Origin of the sequence: Limnobaculum zhutongyuii, from assembly GCF_004295645.1 — a bacterium.
GTDB lineage: Bacteria > Pseudomonadota > Gammaproteobacteria > Enterobacterales > Enterobacteriaceae > Limnobaculum > Limnobaculum zhutongyuii.
On sequence record NZ_CP034752.1, the window covers coordinates 3,120,076 to 3,138,093 of the forward strand.

Consider the following 18,018-nt stretch of genomic DNA (forward strand, 5'->3'; position numbering starts at 1 on the left):
TTCCGACTGATATTTTTTAGGGGAGTACAAAGTGTTTAAAAAACTCATTACCGCAATCGGACTTCTTGTCATCTGTCCGCTACTGGCCAATGGGGCGGAAAACCGCCCAACGCTGACGGTTTATACCTATGACTCTTTTGCCTCTGACTGGGGCCCTGGCCCAAAGATTAAAAAAGCCTTCGAAGCACAGTGTCAATGTGAATTAAAGCTGGTTCCGCTGGCTGATGGCGTCTCATTGCTTAACCGCTTAAAGATGGAAGGTAAAAAAAGTACCGCAGATATGGTTCTGGGTTTAGATAACAACTTGCTGGTTGCCGCAAAGCAATCAGGCCTGTTCGTCCCGCACAAGCTGGATGTAAATGCCCACTCACTCACCTTACCGGGCGGCTGGAAAGACGATACGTTTATCCCTTATGACTATGGCTATTTCGCCTTTGTCTACAATACAGAAAAGCTAAAGACGCCGCCTAAAAGCCTGAATGAGTTAATTGAAAGCCCGGAAAAATGGCGAGTCATCTATCAGGATCCACGCACCAGCACACCGGGACTTGGTCTACTGTTGTGGATGCAAAAAGTCTACGGCGATAAGGCTCCACAGGCCTGGCAAAAACTGGCGAAGAAAACGGTTACCGTAACCAAAGGCTGGAGTGATGCCTATGGTCTGTTCCTTAAAGGCGAGGCGGATTTAGTCCTCAGCTATACCACTTCTCCGGCCTACCACGTGATTGAAGAGAAAGATAATCGCTATGTCGCAGCCAGCTTTAGTGAAGGTCACTATATGCAGGTTGAAGTTGCCGGTCTGCTGGCGAATAGCAAACAGCCTGAATTGGCGGCTAAATTTATGGCCTTTATGATGACGCCTGCATTCCAACAGGAAATTCCAACCACTAACTGGATGTATCCGGTTATCGATATCCCACTACCGGAAGCGTTTACTCAAACAGCGAAACCAACAGCAACGCTGGAGTTTAGCCCAGAAGATGTAGCACAACACCGCAGTTCATGGATTCAGGCATGGCAAAACGCCGTCAGCCGCTAATTCCCTGCTGGCTCTGGCCGGGTTTGATTGCCGCAACGCTGATCCTCAGCGTTGCGTTCGCGGCGTTTGCGGCGCTGTGGTTTTACTCTCCCACCGGAGATATCCGACAACTATTGAACGATAGCTACCTGTGGCATGTGGTACGCTTCACCTTCTGGCAGGCATTTCTGTCAGTATTGGTATCATTAATACCGGCTATTTTTGTTGCCCGGGCACTCTATCGCCGACGTTTTGTTGGCAGAACGCTGATGTTACGCCTGTGCGCAATGACGCTGGTATTACCGGTGCTGGTCGCCGTGTTTGGTTTACTTAGCGTATATGGCCAACGAGGCTGGCTGGCTAATTTACTAAGCTCTCTGGGGTTCGACTATGGTTTTTCGCCCTATGGATTACAGGGCATTTTGCTGGCGCATACGTTCTTCAATTTACCCTTAGCAACCCGACTTCTTCTCCAGTCGCTGGAGGGTATTGCGGTTGAACAACGCCAACTCGCAGCACAATTAGGTATGAACACATGGCAACGTTTTCGGTTTGTTGAATGGCCCGCCCTGAAGCGCCAAATCCTGCCAACTGGTGCGCTGGTGTTTATGTTATGTTTTGCCAGTTTTGCTACTGTACTCTCCCTCGGTGGCGGCCCTAAAGCAACCACCGTTGAACTGGCTATTTATCAGGCGCTGCATTATGACTTCGATCCACAGCGCGCCGCTTTATTAGGGTTAATTCAACTGATTTGCTGCCTGTCGATTGTGCTGCTCTGCCAACGTCTCAATCCGTCGTTACCCGTGGGAAATACCTATGGTCAACAGTGGAGGGACAGGCAAGACTCCCGGTTAAGTAAAATAATCGATGGCCTGCTTATTTTCCTGACGTTATGTTTGCTGGTTCCTCCGCTGGCGGCCGTAGTATTGGATGGTATTAACAGTGCGGCGTTTGAAGTGCTGCAACAAAGCGCCATGTGGCAATCATTATTCACCTCATTGCGCATTGCTGTGGGTTCCGGATTACTCAGCCTGACGCTAACCATGATGCTATTGTGGAGCAGCAGAGAACTTCGCTTACGCCACAGCCTCTGGGGGGCCCGACTCGAAATCAGCGGCATGGTCATTTTAGCTATGCCGGCCATTGTGTTAGCCACCGGTTTCTTTTTGCTGCTGAACAGTACTACAGGGCTACCTGACTCCGCTGATGGCATCGTAATACTGGTTAATGCGCTGATGGCAATTCCTTATGCGTTAAAAGTCCTGGAAAACCCAATGCGCGATCTGGGAGAGCGCTACACTTTACTTAACTTATCCTTAGGATTAACAGGCTGGAATCGACTGCGGTGGATCGAATTAAAAGCGCTGAAGCGGCCTCTTGCTCAGGCATTAGCCTTTGCCAGCGTGTTGTCCATCGGTGATTTTGGCGTTATCGCGCTGTTCGGCAATGAACAATTCCGCACCTTACCCTATTATCTCTATCAACAGTTGGGAAACTATCGCAGTGAATCGGGTGCCGTAACGGCATTACTGTTATTACTGCTGTGCTTTTTCCTGTTCACTTTGATTGAACGACTTCCCGGACGTAGCCATGATCGCCCTGAATAAATTAAGCTATCTTTATCCACCGCTATCCATGTGTTTTAACCTGAATATTCAGGCTGGTGAGCGAGTTGCGGTTCTTGGCCCCAGTGGAGCCGGAAAAAGCACCTTATTGCATCTGATTGCCGGGTTCGTTATGCCTGAAAGCGGCAGTTTATGGCTAAACAATATTGAGCACAGCCATACGCCTCCGGCTCAACGTCCGGTTTCTATGTTATTTCAGGAAAATAATCTGTTTGCTCATCTTACCGTTGAGCAAAATATCGGTTTGGGGCTTAATCCAGGCCTTAAACTAACGCCAGAGCAACAACAGAAACGGCTGGAAATTTGCCGTCGGGTAGGACTCATTGATTATCTTGACCGCTTGCCCTCTCAGCTTTCCGGTGGACAGCGTCAGCGTACCGCTCTGGCCCGTTGTCTGGTCAGAGATAAACCCATTCTGCTTTTAGATGAGCCTTTCTCTGCTCTGGATCCCGCTTTACGCTATGACATGCTATCCCTGTTGGAAAGCGTATGTGACGAACAACAACTCACATTGATGATGGTTTCGCATAATCTGGATGATGCAGCGCGTATCGCACCAAGAACGCTATTGGTCGTCGAAGGTAATATCGTTTATGACGACTCAACACAGGACCTTCTCCGTGGAAAATCCGATGCGGCACGCATATTGGGTGTGACTATCTAAATCTCAGTTATTGATATTGAGTAAGCTTCCGCAAACACCCAATATTTTTCCGGCCCAAATGCCCACGGCCGGAAAAATATCTGTCAGATAATAATCAATAACAAATATCATCAGAACAAGATGGTCCTTGTGACGCGTTATCCAGTTGAATCAGACGCGCCTTTTCTTCCTGCACTTTTACCAGAATTTCGCTAAATACACTGGCAGGTTGAGCCCCGGATACCGCATATTTATTATCAAAAACAAAGAAAGGTACCGAGGTTATCTTTAGCTGCCGGGCAAAAGACTCATCAGCATGGACACTCTCTGCATAACGATCGGAATTCAATACTGCTTTAACTTCGGATGATTCCAGTCCAACTTCATTTGCCAGATTAATCAACGTATCAATATCCGCCAGATTAAGCCCATTGGTAAACATGCCTTTGAACAGGGCCTCACTCGTCGCGTCCATCACGCCCTGCTCTGCGGCGTAATGCAATAATCGATGTGCATCAAACGTGTTAGTTGGTATCAGTTTATCAAAATGAAAATCAAGTCCGGTCTGTTTTGCCTGCTGAGCAATGTTCGCCGTCATTTCGTTGGCTTCGGGTATGCTCATGTCATATTTTTCAGAAAGATGGGTATAAATATCTTTTTGTTTGGATTTTGGCGCACTGGGATCCAGCTCAAAGCTACGCAACACAATCTCAACGCTCTCTTTTTCCGTAAAAGAGGCCAGCGCTTGATTAAGATGATGTTTGCCGATGTAACAAAACGGGCAGGAGAAATCAGACCATATTTGTATTTTCATAATACTTTTGTCCTTCACGATAATTCTGAGCCAACCGTTGAATAAAAGCGGGAGCAACGAAGCCAATACCCGATAAATATGTTTAGCGTAGCGTTGTTACCTATTATTTCTGATTAAACGCCCTAACCCAATGGATACATCTAAAAATCAGGTCACAAAGAATATATCGTAGGTCATTATGGCAATTAAAAAGAAGATCTCTGCTATTTAAAGATAGAACAAAACGATTTCATTCCCAATAAAAATGAAAACAGATAATAGCTGTATGGATATACATATTAGAATATACTTCCAATAGCTCGGTTCTTTACTGCATTAAACGACTAAAGGTAAGCATACGTGAATTCAGTTCAACAAGGTTTTATCCTGACGCGTCACTGGCGGGATACCCCTTCAGGCATTGAAATTGACTACTGGCTGGCAACAGACAGTGGCCCACAGCGTATACGTTTACCATTACAGCAAGCCGTTGCTTTTTCTCCCGCATCCAGCAATGCCCGTATCACCACACTGCTCTCCTCTGAACGAGGATGGAGTTTACGTCCGCTGGAAATGCAGGATTTTAGCTGCCAGCCGGTAGATGGATTGTACTGTCGCCAGTATCGTCAACTGCAACGCATAGAAAAGAGTTTGAACGAATCCGGTATTACGCTGTATGAAGCCGATATTCGCCCGCCGGAACGCTACCTGATGGAGCGCTTTATTACGGCGCCGGTCTGGTTTCAGGGAGAGCAAGCCGCCGATGGCAGCCTGATTAATGTCCGGATAAAAGCCGCGCCTGACTATCGCCCCAACTTAACTACCGTTTCTCTGGATATTGAAACCACAGAACATGGGGAGCTCTACTCTATTGGTCTGTATGGCTGTGGGCAAAAGCAAGTCTATATACTCGGCCCGGAGAATGGCACGCCTCACCAGAGTGACTTTAATCTTGAGTATGTTGCCAGCCGCCCCTTGCTGCTGCAAAAGTTAAATCAATGGATAGCTGAGTACGACCCCGATGCCATTATTGGCTGGAATCTGGTGCAGTTTGATTTGCGGGTGTTACAGAAACATGCGGAACGCTATCAGATACCCCTCACATTTGGCCGGGATAATAGTCCACTGGAATGGCGAGAACATGGCTTCAAACAAGGACATTTCTTTGCTTCTGCCAGCGGCAGATTAATTATTGATGGTATTGAAGCGTTGAAAAGCGCCACCTGGAACTTTGCTTCCTTTAGTCTGGAAAATGTTTCCCGGGAACTATTGAACGAAGGAAAAGCCATCGATAACCCCTACCAGCGAATGGATGAAATCAATCGCATGTTCAGGGAAGATAAACCTGCTCTGGCCTACTACAACCTGATGGACTGCGTGCTGGTAACTCGCATTTTTGATAAAACCCAGTTGATGACCTTCCTGTTAGAACGGGCAACGGTGACGGGTTTAGCAGCCGATCGCAGCGGCGGCTCGGTTGCGGCGTTTACCCATCTCTATCTTCCTCGTATGCATCGCATTGGCTATGTGGCACCTAATTTAGGCACTTTACCGGAAGAACACAGCCCCGGTGGCTATGTAATGTCTTCCACTCCCGGGCTATATGACTCAGTACTGGTTCTGGATTATAAAAGCCTGTATCCCTCAATTATTCGTACTTTTCTCATTGATCCCGTCGGTCTGATTGCCGGAACGTTAAAAGAAGATCAACAGCAAACGGTACCCGGTTTCCGTCATGCCCGTTTTTCCCGCACTACCCACTGTTTGCCCAACATTGTTGAGCAAATCTGGCACGGGCGTGAAGAAGCTAAACGTTCTGAGAATAAACCACTGTCTCAGGCGCTGAAAATTATCATGAATGCCTTTTATGGCGTGTTGGGTTCCAGCGGCTGTCGTTTTTTCGATCCTCGTCTTGCGTCGTCAATTACTCTGCGGGGGCATGAGATTATGCTAAAAACCCGGGAACTGATTGAACAACAGGGATATCAGGTGATCTACGGAGACACGGACTCAACGTTTGTCTGGCTAAAAAAGGCGCATACCAATCAACAGGCTAACCAAATAGGACGAGAGCTGGTTAAGCATGTTAATCAGTGGTGGCAAACCATGCTAAAAGAGGAGATGGGCCTTGAGTCAGCGCTGGAACTGGAGTTTGAAACTCACTTTAACCGCTTCTTAATGCCAACCATCCGCGGAGCCGAACAGGGCAGTAAAAAACGCTATGCAGGGCTGATTTTAAGCGATAATGGTGATGATGAGATAATTTATAAAGGCATGGAAACGGTACGAACCGACTGGACTCCGCTGGCGCAACATTTCCAGCAACAGTTGTACTCGTTGATATTTCATAATCAACCTTATCAGGAATTTATCCGCGATTATGTGGCAAAAACCCTTAATGGCGAATTTGATTCACAGCTGATCTACAGTAAACGGCTGCGCCGCCGTCTGTCGGAATACCAGAAAAATGTGCCGCCACATGCCAGAGCCGCAAAACTGGCCGATGAGTATAATCAGGCCCATGGTCGCCCCCTGCAGTATCAAAATGGGGGAACCATTCGCTATTTAATTACCCTACAGGGCCCGCAGCCGCTGGAAAACCTACAGTCACCCATTGACTATCAACACTATATTTCTCGTCAGTTAGAACCGATTGCTGATGCAATATTGCCGTTTATGCACGATAATTTTGATTCACTGGTTACTGGTCAAATGGGGTTGTTTTAACGCCCGCCGATCATTACCATAGCGCCCTTGCTCCATACCCCTAAAAATCATCATAAATAAGTGACTACGTTGTGTTCCATCGCTCCCCGATGGCAACCTTGGGGTAAATGTTAATTAATGAGAAGCCGATAAATATATGCCCTTTACTTTAGGTCAACGCTGGATTAGCGATACGGAAAGTGATTTAGGACTAGGAACAGTCGTTGCGCAGGATGCCCGAACCGTAACTTTATTGTTTCCTGCCATTGGGGAGAATCGGCTGTATGCTAAAGCTGACTCTCCGATAACCCGCGTCATGTTTAATCCGGGAGATACCATAACCAGCCACGAAGGTTGGCAGTTACTGGTTGACAGCGTTAAAGAAGAAAATGGCGTACTGACCTATATCGGTCGTCGTCTTGATACCAATGAAGAAAATAGCACTCTGCGGGAAGTGATGCTGGACAGCAAACTGACGTTCAGCAAACCCCAGGATCGCCTGTTTGCCGGCCAGCTCGATCGTATGGACCGTTTCAGTCTGCGCTATCGGGCAAGAAAATATCAAAGCGAACAGTACCGTATGCCGTGGAGCGGCCTGACCGGCATACGCGCCAGCTTAATTCCCCACCAATTACACATTGCCAATGAAGTTGGCCATCGCCACGCACCGCGTGTTTTACTGGCGGATGAAGTGGGTCTGGGAAAAACCATTGAAGCCGGAATGATTATCCACCAGCAATTACTGGCGGGTCGGGTTGAGCGGGTACTGATTGTGGTACCAGAAACCCTGCAACATCAATGGCTGGTTGAAATGCTGCGTCGCTTTAACCTGCATTTTTCTTTGTTTGATGAAGAGCGCTATGCAGAAAGTCGTCAGGACTTCGACAACCCATTTGAAACCGAACAGTTGGTTATCTGCTCCCTGAATTTCGTTTGCCAAAGCAAACAGCGCCTGAACGATCTGGTTGAAGCTAACTGGGATCTGCTGGTGGTTGATGAAGCCCACCATCTGGCCTGGAGCGAAGAAGCACCAAGCCGCAACTATCTGGCCATTGAACAGTTGGCTCAGCATACGCCCGGCGTGTTGTTGCTGACGGCAACCCCGGAACAGCTGGGACAAGAAAGCCATTTTGCTCGTCTGCGCCTGCTGGATCCGGATCGTTTCCATGATTATCAGGAGTTTGTCGACGAACAACAGAAATATCGCCCGGTTGCTGACGCAGTAAGTCTATTAGTCAGCGGCGAAAAGCTGGACGATCAGGCGAAAAATTCCCTGAGTGAATTAATCAGTGAACAGGATATTGAGCCATTATTAAAGGCGGCGAATCTTGACAGTGAAGAGAATGAATCAGCCCGTACAGAACTGGTTAATATGCTCATGGATCGCCACGGCACCAGTCGCGTTCTGTTCCGTAATACCCGTCAGGGTGTGAAAGGTTTCCCTATTCGCTATTTGCATCAGATAAAACTGCCTCTGCCAACTCAGTATCAAACCGCATTTAAAGTCGCCAAAATAATGAATGGCAAAAAGCCAATTGGTACTCAGGCGCATGACATGCTTTATCCTGAGCAAATCTTCCAGAATTTTGAAGGGGATAGCGTTAGCTGGCTGAATTTTGATCCGCGCGTTGAATGGCTGATGGAGTATTTGAAGCAAAATCGCAACGAAAAAATTCTGGTGATTTGTGCACAGGCCGCAACCGCTTTACAACTTGAACAGACGCTGCGCGAGCGTGAAGGTATTCATGCGGCCGTATTCCATGAAGGTTTATCCATCATAGAACGTGACCGGGCTGCTGCCTGGTTTGCCGCTGAAGAGAATGGCGCTCAGGTTCTGCTGTGTTCTGAAATTGGCTCTGAAGGCCGTAACTTCCAGTTTGCCAGCCGGTTAGTGATGTTTGACCTACCGTTTAATCCGGACCTGTTAGAACAGCGAATTGGTCGTCTGGACCGTATCGGCCAAACCCGCGATATCCAAATTATCGTGCCTTATCTGGAAAATACCGCTCAGGCTATTCTAATTCGTTGGTTCCATGAAGGGCTGGATGCCTTTGAGCACACCTGCCCAACCGGACGCCCGGTCTATGATGCAGTGCATGATGAACTGATGACTTATCTTGCCGAACCGGCTGAACAAGCTGGCTTTGATGATTTTATCCAGCGCTGTCGTGCGAAGCATCTTAGCCTGAAGGCTCAGTTAGAAAATGGCCGTGACCGCCTGCTGGAGATGAACTCCAACGGCGGAGAACGTGCTCAGGCGCTGGTTCAGGCGATTGCCGAGCAGGATAATAATGTTGACCTGATCGGCTTCACCATCAACCTGTTTGATATTATTGGTATCAATCAGGAAGATGACAGCGATAACCTGATGATCCTTACCCCTTCTGACCATATGTTGGTACCTGATTTTCCGGGAATTCCACAGGATGGCTGTACCATCACCTTTGACCGGGAAAAGGCACTGTCGCGGGAAGATGCGCAATTTATCAGTTGGGAGCATCCGATTGTACGTAATGGTCTGGATTTAATTCTGTCAGGGGACACCGGAAGTTGTGCCGTTTCCCTACTAAAAAATAAGGCTCTGCCCGTTGGTACCATGCTAATGGAGCTGATTTATGTGGTTGAAGCTCAGGCACCCAAAAACTTGCAGCTTACTCGTTTCCTGCCGCCAACACCGATTCGCCTGATGATGGATCGCAAAGGAACCAACCTTGCTGCACAAGTTGGCTTTGAAAGCTTTAACCGCCAGCTCAGCGCGGTAAATCGCCATACCGGCAGCAAACTGGTTAACGCAGTACAGAAAGATATTCATGAAGTACTGCAAATGGCAGAAACAGAAATCGCCAAACAGGCACAGGCATTGATTGATGGTGCCAAGCAGGAAGCGGATGATACCCTGACGCTGGAATTTAATCGTCTGAATGCGCTGAAAGCCGTCAATCCAACGATTCGTGATGACGAACTGCAAGCCATTGAAGATAACCGTCAACAAATTCTCGACTGCCTGCAGCAAGCCAGTTGGCGACTGGATGCCATACGTATGATAGTCGTTTCTCATCAATAACGATGGTTCAGGATACCGGTTGCTACTCTGTGTACAACCGGTATCAGTACTGACTCAGACCTGATATCACCGGAGATTCCCCAACATGATGGAAGCCTATCATCCTTCACAAGACCCCTGGTTATACATTCTGTATCAGGATGAACATATCATGGTGGTGAATAAACCCAGTGGCCTGCTCTCCGTTCCCGGCAAAGCACCGGAACACCACGACAGCATCATGGCGCGAATTCAACGTGATTTCCCCGCCGCCGAATCGGTCCATCGATTGGATATGGCGACCAGCGGTGTGATGGTAGTAGCGTTAAACAAAGCAGCAGAGCGAGAATTAAAACGGCAATTTCGTGAACGTGAGCCAAAAAAATCCTATATTGCCCGCGTCTGGGGACATCTGGAAAAAGATGAGGGATTAATTGATTTACCGCTGATTTGTGACTGGCCGAATCGACCAAAACAAAAAGTCTGTTATGACACGGGCAAAAGTGCCCAAACAGAATATCAGGTGATGAGTCGTGATGATGATGGCTCCACACGGGTAAAACTGATGCCAATTACCGGACGTTCTCACCAGCTGCGTGTACATATGCTGGAGATGGGCCATCCAATATTAGGCGATAAGTTTTATGCCCACCCGGAGGCTAAAGCGATGGCGTCACGGTTACAACTGCACGCACAGGAGCTATGCATCCATCACCCTGCGTTTGATGGTCCAATGCATTTTAAATGTGAACCGGACTTTTAATCTATTCAACTCAGGATTGCTTCAGGTACACACCTGAAGATGGTTCAGAATCTCGTCCACACAGCCTTCCACATCCTTACCCGCGCTATCAACTACAATGCGCGGACGTTTCCACTCCTGATACTCTTTTTCTACAATTTGCTGCCAGACGGGCAGAACCAGATGAGGAATATCGCTCTGGCGGGATTCGACCCGCAGGCGATGTTCATCAATATCACTACAGATAATCTCAATATCCACACCAGGAACGTCTGCATCAGAAGCAACCTGCATCCAGTTATCCCGCGACCAGCTAACCGGATTCACACAGTCAGCAATCACTGTTTGCCCTAACAACAGGTTATCCTTTGCCAGCATATAGCTGGTGTCGTATCCGGAGGTTCCCACATCTTTCAGCAGCACTCCAGCGTTACGAATGGCCTGTTCAATAGAGTCTATTCGAAGGTAAACACCGCCCATCTTTTTTGTTAGTGCTTTGGCTATTGAAGTTTTACCGACACCTGGTAACCCGCTAAATACGATTAACATCTAAGCCTCCAGTCAATTAAGATGAGTCATTTCTGACTTGTGCAAATCTTTACTTCTGGTTTATCTCCAGTTTGAACGGATGGCTTTAAACGGATAGGTTTGAAAGATGACGCTCTCCGTTTCAAAGATCCGGACAACTGATACTGCTTTGGCTGTTGCCTTGAGCTTTTTTATAAAAGCTCAAGGCAATGAATATATGAAAAAATTAATCTACAGCAACATACCAAGATTTGACTTAATTACACACGCTTTTTAACTGATACTGTTCAATCAATCGCACAAAAGGAGGATTAATTACTTAAAGCCCTTCTCTCGCTTAATTAAATCATAAGCACCTTGAATCTCCTGAGCTTTCTGTTTAGCCATCTCCATCATCTCTTGTGGTAAACCTTTTGCCACCAGCTTATCGGGATGATGTTCTGTCATTAATTTTCGATAGGCGCGTTTTATGGTGGCGGCATCATCACCTGGTTTTACACCTAATACTTTACAGGCATCTTCCAGTGTCGGTCCGGATGCCGGGCGATAACCACTATGCTGCTGCCCTTGCCATCCGCCGGATTGCCCAAACTGGCGACCGCTATCAATCATGCTCAGTAGTTGATCTAACTGTACACGAGAAATACCTAACTCTTCAGCAATCACATATAACACCTGACGCTCATTGGGATGCAGTACGCCGTCGGCAAAGGCTGCCTGCAGTTGAATCTCCAGAAACATACGAATCAAATCGGCACGACCAAAACAGATGCTTTTTAACTCACGCAGTTTTTCCCGCAAAGGATAACCACTCTGCTTACCTTCACGAAACGCTTGCTGGGCATCACTGCGACGCAGACCATGTATCTGCATACGATCCATAATCATAGACGCGTTTTGAATATCAACTTCGGTTACCCGACCTTTTGATTTGGTCAAATGGCCCATAACCTGAAAGGTAGTGCGGAAAAATAGCGCCTGACGCGCCTGCTGATTAGCAAAAAAACCACCGCGACGAGCTCTTCTTACATTGTCTACCATGTGACCAACAATCAGCCCCAGAACGATTGCCCAGAAGCCACCACCGGATATCACACCTAATATAACCCCAAGGATTTTTCCCCAATACTGCATATCACCCTCAATTGACAATGCCGTCTGTCGCAAATTGCATTATCATACCTGCCAAATATTGAACCACCTAACGGTGATGGTAAGATTTAACGCTGGTGTAACAGAGACGAGTACGATAATCTCATCGGGTTTGCTTCTGCCTACATAGCCGTAACCAACGGAATACCAAGAATAACCGTATGAAAAAACGTTATCCCACACTGCTGGCCACCACAATTTGGATGGCATTATATAGCCAGAATGCCTTGGCTAACCCTCTGGCCGAACAATGTCGGCTTGGAATCCCTATTTATGAGCGTCCGCTGGTGTCGGGCGATCCAAACTCTTTACCAGTCAATATTGAATCTGATGACAGTCAGGTTAACTATCCTGAAAGTGCCATTTTTACCGGCAACGTTATCGTTGAGCAGGGTAATCGGCTAATGATTGCCGATCAGGCAGAAGTAAACCAGACAGAACAGCAAGGTCAGGCTGAGCCGATCCGTACCGTTACGGCAACAGGCAACGTTAAGTATGATGACAATATGATCAAACTTAGCGGACCAAAAGCCTGGTCTAATTTAAATACTAAAGATACCGACCTTTATCAGGGTAACTATCAGATGGTTGGGCGCCAGGGGCGCGGTCAGGCTGATACCATGAAACTGCGGGAAGATAACCGTTATGCCATTTTAGAAAACGGTACCTTTACTTCCTGTCTGCCTGACGATAATAGCTGGAGCGTAGTCGGTTCTGAAATTATTCATGACAATGAAGAAGAACTGGCAGAAATTTGGAACGCCCGATTTAAAATTGGCCCGGTTCCGGTTTTCTATAGCCCTTATCTGCAATTACCTACCGGCAATAAGCGTCGTTCCGGTTTCCTGTTACCCAATGCCAAGTACGGTAACAACAGCGGTTTCGAATTTATTCTGCCGTATTACTGGAACATTGCACCAAACTTCGATGCCACCATTACACCACACTATATTGAACAGCGTGGTATGCAGTTCCAGAATGAGTTTCGTTACTTACTCTCCCCTGGTGCAGGCATCATGGAGTTTGACTGGCTGAAAAGTGATGACCAGTATGCCTCTGATTTCCCAAATGAGAAAAATACCGATCGCTGGTTATTCTACTGGAATCACAATGGGGTAATGGATCAACACTGGCGTTTCAATATCGACTATACCAAGCTTAGTGACAGTCGTTATTTAAGTGATTTTACCAGCGAATACGGTTCCAGTACCGATGGCTATGCTACCCAGAAATACAGTGTGGGATATGCTAATCAGAACTGGGATGCGACTATCGCAATGAAAAAATTCCAGATCTTCGCCAGCGGCGGTAACATTAACGCCTATCGCGCAGAGCCACAAATTGATATCAATAACTACCTGTACAACATTGCTGGTTTCGACTTGCATACTTATGGTCAGTTATCCAAATTCTCCAGTGAGAACCCAAATAACCCAACCGCAGTGCGGGCACACCTTGAGCCAACGTTTAACTATCCAATCGCCAATAATTGGGGAAGTATCGATAGTGAATTCAAACTGATGGCCACTCACTACGAGCAAGATTTTTCAGATAATTTCTATAAATATTATGGTACCAGAGCCCCAGACCTGAAAGATTCAGTCAATCGGGTATTACCGCAATACAAAATTTCCGGCAAAGTGGTGTTTGACCGTCCAATGGATACCTGGGCGGACTTTACTCAGACGCTGGAACCGCGGGTTCAATATCTCTATGTTCCGTATAAGGATCAGAGTGATATTTATGTTTATGACTCAACATTGCTACAGTCAGACTATACCGGCCTGTTCCGCGACCGTACCTACGGTGGTCTGGACCGTATCGCCTCAGCAAATCAGGTAACCACCGGTTTAACTACCCGGGTTTATGACGACCGTCAAAATGAGCGTTTTAATGCCTCTATCGGACAAATCTATTTCTTTGAGAAATCCCGTACCGGTGATGACGATTACTATTCAAATAAAATAGATGAGAATAAAGAAACCGGCAGCGTAGTTTGGGCTGCTGACAGCTATTGGAAGATTGACTCTAACTTCGGCCTGCGCGGTGGCGTACAATATGATACGCGTCTGGATACTTTTGCTGTCGGTAATGCGGTAGCCGAATATCGTAAAGACAGCGAGCGTGTCGTTCAGCTTAGCTATCGTTATGCCAGTAAAGAGTATGTGTCAGCCATGACCACTAACATATCTAACGGTTATACCGCGTATAATCAGGATATTTCACAAGTTGGTGGTATCGCAACCTGGCCAATTGCAGACAGATGGTCTGTTACTGGCGCATATTACTATGACACGAAACTAAAACAGTCTGCCGATGGTCTAATAGGCGTTCAGTACAACACTTGCTGTTGGGCAATTGGTGTCGGCTATGAACGAAAAATTATTGGCTGGAACTCGAAGGGTGACTTCCAGAGTGATTACGACAACAAGGTATCCTTTAACATCGAACTGCGCGGCTTAAGTGGCAACCATAACTTAGGCGGAAGCAAAATGTTACGTACCGGAATTTTGCCATATCAACAGGCTTTCTGATATCCATCGTGAAGACGTTGGTATTATTTTTAAGATAAACCGCCCCGTGCGGATGGACTATATGAGAAAAGTAATGAAAAACTGGAGATCGCTTGCCGCAAGTCTGGCGCTCTGTGCATCAGTCACTTCAATGTCATTGGCTTCACATGCTGTACTTGCTGCACCTGCCGGACAACACGTTGACCGCGTTGCAGCCATCGTGAATAACGGCGTCGTTTTAGAGAGTGACGTCAACAATATGATGTCTTCCGTTAAGAATGGCGCTCGCCGCGCTGGTCAACAGTTGCCAGACGACGCAACCTTGCGTAGCCAAATTACTGAAAGACTAATTATGGATAGCATCATTAGTCAGTTAGGCACCAGTATGGGCATTAAGATTGATGATGCTCAGCTTGATAAAGGTATTGCTGATATTGCTCAGCAAAACCGTATGAGCGTCGCTCAGTTAAAAAGCCGTCTTTCTGCCGAAGGAATGAACTACAAAACTTACCGTGAGCAAATCCGTAAAGAGATGCTGATGAGTGAAGTACGTAATAACGAAGTTCGCCGTCGGGTTACTGTATTACCTCAGGAAGTTGACGCATTGGCCGGTCAAATGGCTAATCAGTTAGATGCCAGTGCTGAACTGAATCTGAGCCATATCATGATTCCTTTAGGTGAAAACCCAAGTCCGGATCAAGTTGCCAAAGCGGATGAGCAAGCAAAAAGCATCGTTGAACAGTTAAAGAATGGTGCTGACTTCGGCAAAATGGCAGCAACTTACTCAGCAGACCCACAAGCGCTGAGAGGCGGTAAAATGGGTTGGGCTAAGATGCAGGAGCTACCATCCATTTTTGCCAGCGAGCTACAATCATCCCAGAAAGGTGGCATTGTTGGGCCAATTCGTTCTCGTGTCGGTTTCCATATTTTAAAAGTCAACGACATCCGTGGTGAGCAAAAATCTATTTCTGTTATGGAAGTACATGCTCGCCATATTCTGATTCGCCCAACCGTTGTTGTAACAGACGATCAGGCCAGATCTCAATTGGCGTCTATTGCTGACGATATTCGCAGTGGAAAAGCAGATTTTGCCGAAATGGCACGTAAATACTCAGAAGATCCAGGTTCTGCTCGTCAGGGTGGTGATATGGGTTGGTCTTCACCGGAAGTCTTTGATCCGGCATTCCGCGATGCCCTGATGCGCCTGCAGAAAAATGAGATCAGCGCTCCGATTCGCTCTTCATTTGGCTGGCATTTGATCCAACTGTTGGATACTCGTCAGGTTGATAAAACTGACGTTGCACAGAAAGATCGTGCTTACCGTATGCTGTTCAATCGTAAGTTCTCTGAAGAAGTACCTAGCTGGATGCAAGAGATTCGCGCCAGTGCTTACGTTAAAATTATGAACGCTGGCAACAGCAGCAGTACAAATGGTCAGTAATACTCAGCGTGTCGTGATCACACCGGGAGAACCTGCCGGTGTGGGTCCTGACTTAGTGGTTCAGCTGGCTCAACGGGAATGGCCCGTTGAGCTGGTGGTTTGCGCCGCGCCAGAATTGCTCCAGCAAAGGGCAGCCCTCCTCGGGCTGCCTTTGCAATTACGTGTTTACCAGCCAGAGCAATCCCCCCAGCCTCAGGAGAAAGGAACACTCACCATTTTGCCGGTTAAATTAAGCCATCCCGTTACTCCCGGAGAGCTTAATGTTCAAAACGGCCAATATGTCATAGACACGCTGGCACGAGCCTGTGATGGCTGCCTGAGCGGTGAATTTGCCGCATTAATTACCGGACCGGTACATAAAGGCATTATAAATGATGCCGGACATGCATTTACCGGCCACACTGAGTTTTTTGCAGAACGCAGCCATCGGCAACGCGTAGTCATGATGCTGGCAACAGAAGAGTTACGCGTTGCTTTAGTGACCACTCACCTACCGCTGTCCCGCGTTTCTGAAGCAATTACCTCCGAGAGTTTGACGGAAACTATCACCATTCTGAACCATGATTTGGTTACTCAGTTTGGTATTCCGCACCCACAAATTTATGTTTGTGGACTAAACCCTCATGCTGGTGAAGGGGGCCATATGGGCCATGAAGAGATAGAAATTATCTCCCCTACTCTGGAAAAGCTGCGCCAACGGGGCATCAACCTGATTGGGCCACTTCCGGCAGATACCCTTTTTCAGCCTAAATACTTACAACATGCTGATGCTGTATTAGCCATGTATCACGATCAGGGGTTACCTGTTTTGAAATATCAGGGATTCGGCCGGGCTGTGAATATCACGCTGGGACTTCCGTTTATCAGAACCTCTGTCGACCACGGCACCGCATTAGACCTTGCCGCTACAGGTACTGCCGATTCAGGTAGTTTTACCGTTGCGCTTAATCTCGCTATTAAAATGATAAATAATCGTAATGAATAATCGTGTTCATCAGGGCCACTTTGCCCGCAAACGTTTTGGGCAAAACTTTTTAAGCGATCCTTATGTGATCGACAGCATCGTCTCGGCGATTCATCCACAACCGGGACAGGCTATGCTGGAGATTGGCCCGGGCCTTGCCGCATTAACCGAACCTGTCGCTGAACGGTTAGAACATATGACCGTTATTGAGCTGGACCGCGATCTGGCGGCTCGTCTGGCGGTTAATCCTAAGCTGAAAGATAAGCTGACTATCTATCAGCAAGACGCCATGACCTTTGATTTTGCGGCGCTGGCAAAAGAGATGGGGCAACCGCTGAGGGTGTTCGGCAACCTGCCGTATAACATCTCAACGCCGCTGATGTTCCATCTTTTCAGCTATACTAATGCGATAAGTGACATGCATTTTATGTTACAGAAAGAAGTCGTTAACCGGCTGGTAGCGGGAGAAAACAGCAAAACCTACGGTCGGTTAAGCGTAATGGCGCAATATTATTGCCGGATCATTCCGGTACTGGAAGTGCCACCAACGGCATTCCGCCCTGCGCCAAAAGTAGACTCAGCGGTGGTACGTCTGATTCCGCATGACAGCATCCCCTATCCTGTAGAAGATATTCGTATCCTGAGTCGTCTGACTACAGAGGCATTCAATCAACGGCGTAAAACTATCCGCAATAGTCTGGGTCATCTGTTCACACCAGACCAACTGACAGAACTAGGCTTAGATCTGAATATGCGGGCAGAAAATATCTCTGTTGAACTGTATTGCAAAATGGCAAATTGGTTATCAACCAAAGGCACCAAACTGCCGGAGGCTGAACAGGAGTAATAC

The 18,018-nt window shown here is 47.3% G+C and carries 13 protein-coding genes; 10 read left to right on the forward strand and 3 right to left on the reverse strand.

The window, feature by feature from the left end; genetic code table 11:
• Positions 1 to 31 precede the first annotated feature (31 nt).
• The 3 genes from thiB to thiQ are packed head-to-tail and all read left to right on the forward strand — an operon-like array spanning position 32 to position 3,307.
• The gene (gene thiB, locus EKN56_RS14045; RefSeq protein WP_130592356.1) at positions 32 to 1,039 is read left to right on the forward strand and encodes a thiamine ABC transporter substrate binding subunit; all 1,008 of its coding nucleotides are present in this window, start codon (positions 32 to 34) and stop codon (positions 1,037 to 1,039) included.
• Positions 1,015 to 2,625, forward strand: coding sequence for a thiamine/thiamine pyrophosphate ABC transporter permease ThiP (gene thiP / locus EKN56_RS14050; RefSeq protein WP_130592357.1), 1,611 nt, complete (start codon positions 1,015 to 1,017; stop codon positions 2,623 to 2,625). The genes thiB and thiP overlap by 25 nt, the downstream gene beginning before the upstream one ends.
• Positions 2,609 to 3,307, forward strand: a complete 699-nt coding sequence (thiQ, locus tag EKN56_RS14055; RefSeq protein WP_130592358.1) for a thiamine ABC transporter ATP-binding protein ThiQ — start codon at positions 2,609 to 2,611, stop codon at positions 3,305 to 3,307. Before thiP ends, thiQ begins: the two co-directional genes overlap by 17 nt.
• Before the next feature lie 94 nt (positions 3,308 to 3,401).
• Here thiQ and EKN56_RS14060 read toward each other — a convergent pair whose 3' ends face one another.
• The gene (locus EKN56_RS14060) at positions 3,402 to 4,100 is read right to left on the reverse strand and encodes a DsbA family oxidoreductase (protein WP_130592359.1); all 699 of its coding nucleotides are present in this window, start codon (positions 4,098 to 4,100) and stop codon (positions 3,402 to 3,404) included.
• A 339-nt stretch (positions 4,101 to 4,439) separates the two neighbouring features.
• Between EKN56_RS14060 and EKN56_RS14065 the strand changes: the two genes are divergently transcribed.
• The 3 genes from EKN56_RS14065 (at position 4,440) to rluA (ending at position 10,591) form a co-directional block, all read left to right on the forward strand.
• Positions 4,440 to 6,806 (forward strand): DNA polymerase II, encoded by a 2,367-nt coding sequence (locus EKN56_RS14065; RefSeq protein WP_130592360.1) that lies wholly within the window; start codon positions 4,440 to 4,442, stop codon positions 6,804 to 6,806.
• A 136-nt stretch (positions 6,807 to 6,942) separates the two neighbouring features.
• On the forward strand, positions 6,943 to 9,849 hold the full coding sequence (gene rapA, locus EKN56_RS14070; protein WP_130592361.1) for an RNA polymerase-associated protein RapA: 2,907 nt from the start codon (positions 6,943 to 6,945) through the stop codon (positions 9,847 to 9,849).
• An 88-nt stretch (positions 9,850 to 9,937) separates the two neighbouring features.
• A complete protein-coding gene (gene rluA, locus EKN56_RS14075) occupies positions 9,938 to 10,591 on the forward strand; it encodes a bifunctional tRNA pseudouridine(32) synthase/23S rRNA pseudouridine(746) synthase RluA (protein ID WP_130593716.1) in 654 nt (217 codons plus the stop codon).
• A 21-nt stretch (positions 10,592 to 10,612) separates the two neighbouring features.
• Here the strand turns inward: rluA and EKN56_RS14080 are convergent, their stop codons facing one another.
• Together EKN56_RS14080 and djlA are read right to left on the reverse strand one after the other, a co-directional pair.
• Positions 10,613 to 11,119, reverse strand: coding sequence for an AAA family ATPase (locus EKN56_RS14080; RefSeq protein WP_130592362.1), 507 nt, complete (start codon positions 11,117 to 11,119; stop codon positions 10,613 to 10,615).
• Positions 11,120 to 11,413: 294 nt separating this feature from the next.
• Positions 11,414 to 12,232, reverse strand: coding sequence for a co-chaperone DjlA (djlA, locus tag EKN56_RS14085; RefSeq protein ID WP_130593717.1), 819 nt, complete (start codon positions 12,230 to 12,232; stop codon positions 11,414 to 11,416).
• A gap of 179 nt (positions 12,233 to 12,411) precedes the next feature.
• Between djlA and lptD the strand changes: the two genes are divergently transcribed.
• The 4 genes from lptD (at position 12,412) to rsmA (ending at position 18,015) form a co-directional block, all read left to right on the forward strand.
• Positions 12,412 to 14,784: an LPS assembly protein LptD gene (gene lptD / locus EKN56_RS14090; protein WP_130592363.1), complete on the forward strand. Its 2,373-nt coding sequence runs from the start codon at positions 12,412 to 12,414 to the stop codon at positions 14,782 to 14,784.
• A 61-nt stretch (positions 14,785 to 14,845) separates the two neighbouring features.
• Entirely contained in the window at positions 14,846 to 16,204 is a 1,359-nt protein-coding gene (gene surA, locus EKN56_RS14095) for a peptidylprolyl isomerase SurA (protein ID WP_130592364.1), read from the forward strand.
• Positions 16,194 to 17,189, forward strand: coding sequence for a 4-hydroxythreonine-4-phosphate dehydrogenase PdxA (gene pdxA, locus EKN56_RS14100; RefSeq protein WP_130592365.1), 996 nt, complete (start codon positions 16,194 to 16,196; stop codon positions 17,187 to 17,189). The genes surA and pdxA overlap by 11 nt, the downstream gene beginning before the upstream one ends.
• Complete coding sequence (rsmA, locus tag EKN56_RS14105) at positions 17,182 to 18,015, forward strand: 16S rRNA (adenine(1518)-N(6)/adenine(1519)-N(6))-dimethyltransferase RsmA (RefSeq protein ID WP_130592366.1); 834 nt, start codon at positions 17,182 to 17,184, stop codon at positions 18,013 to 18,015. Before pdxA ends, rsmA begins: the two co-directional genes overlap by 8 nt.
• Positions 18,016 to 18,018: the final 3 nt, after the last annotated feature.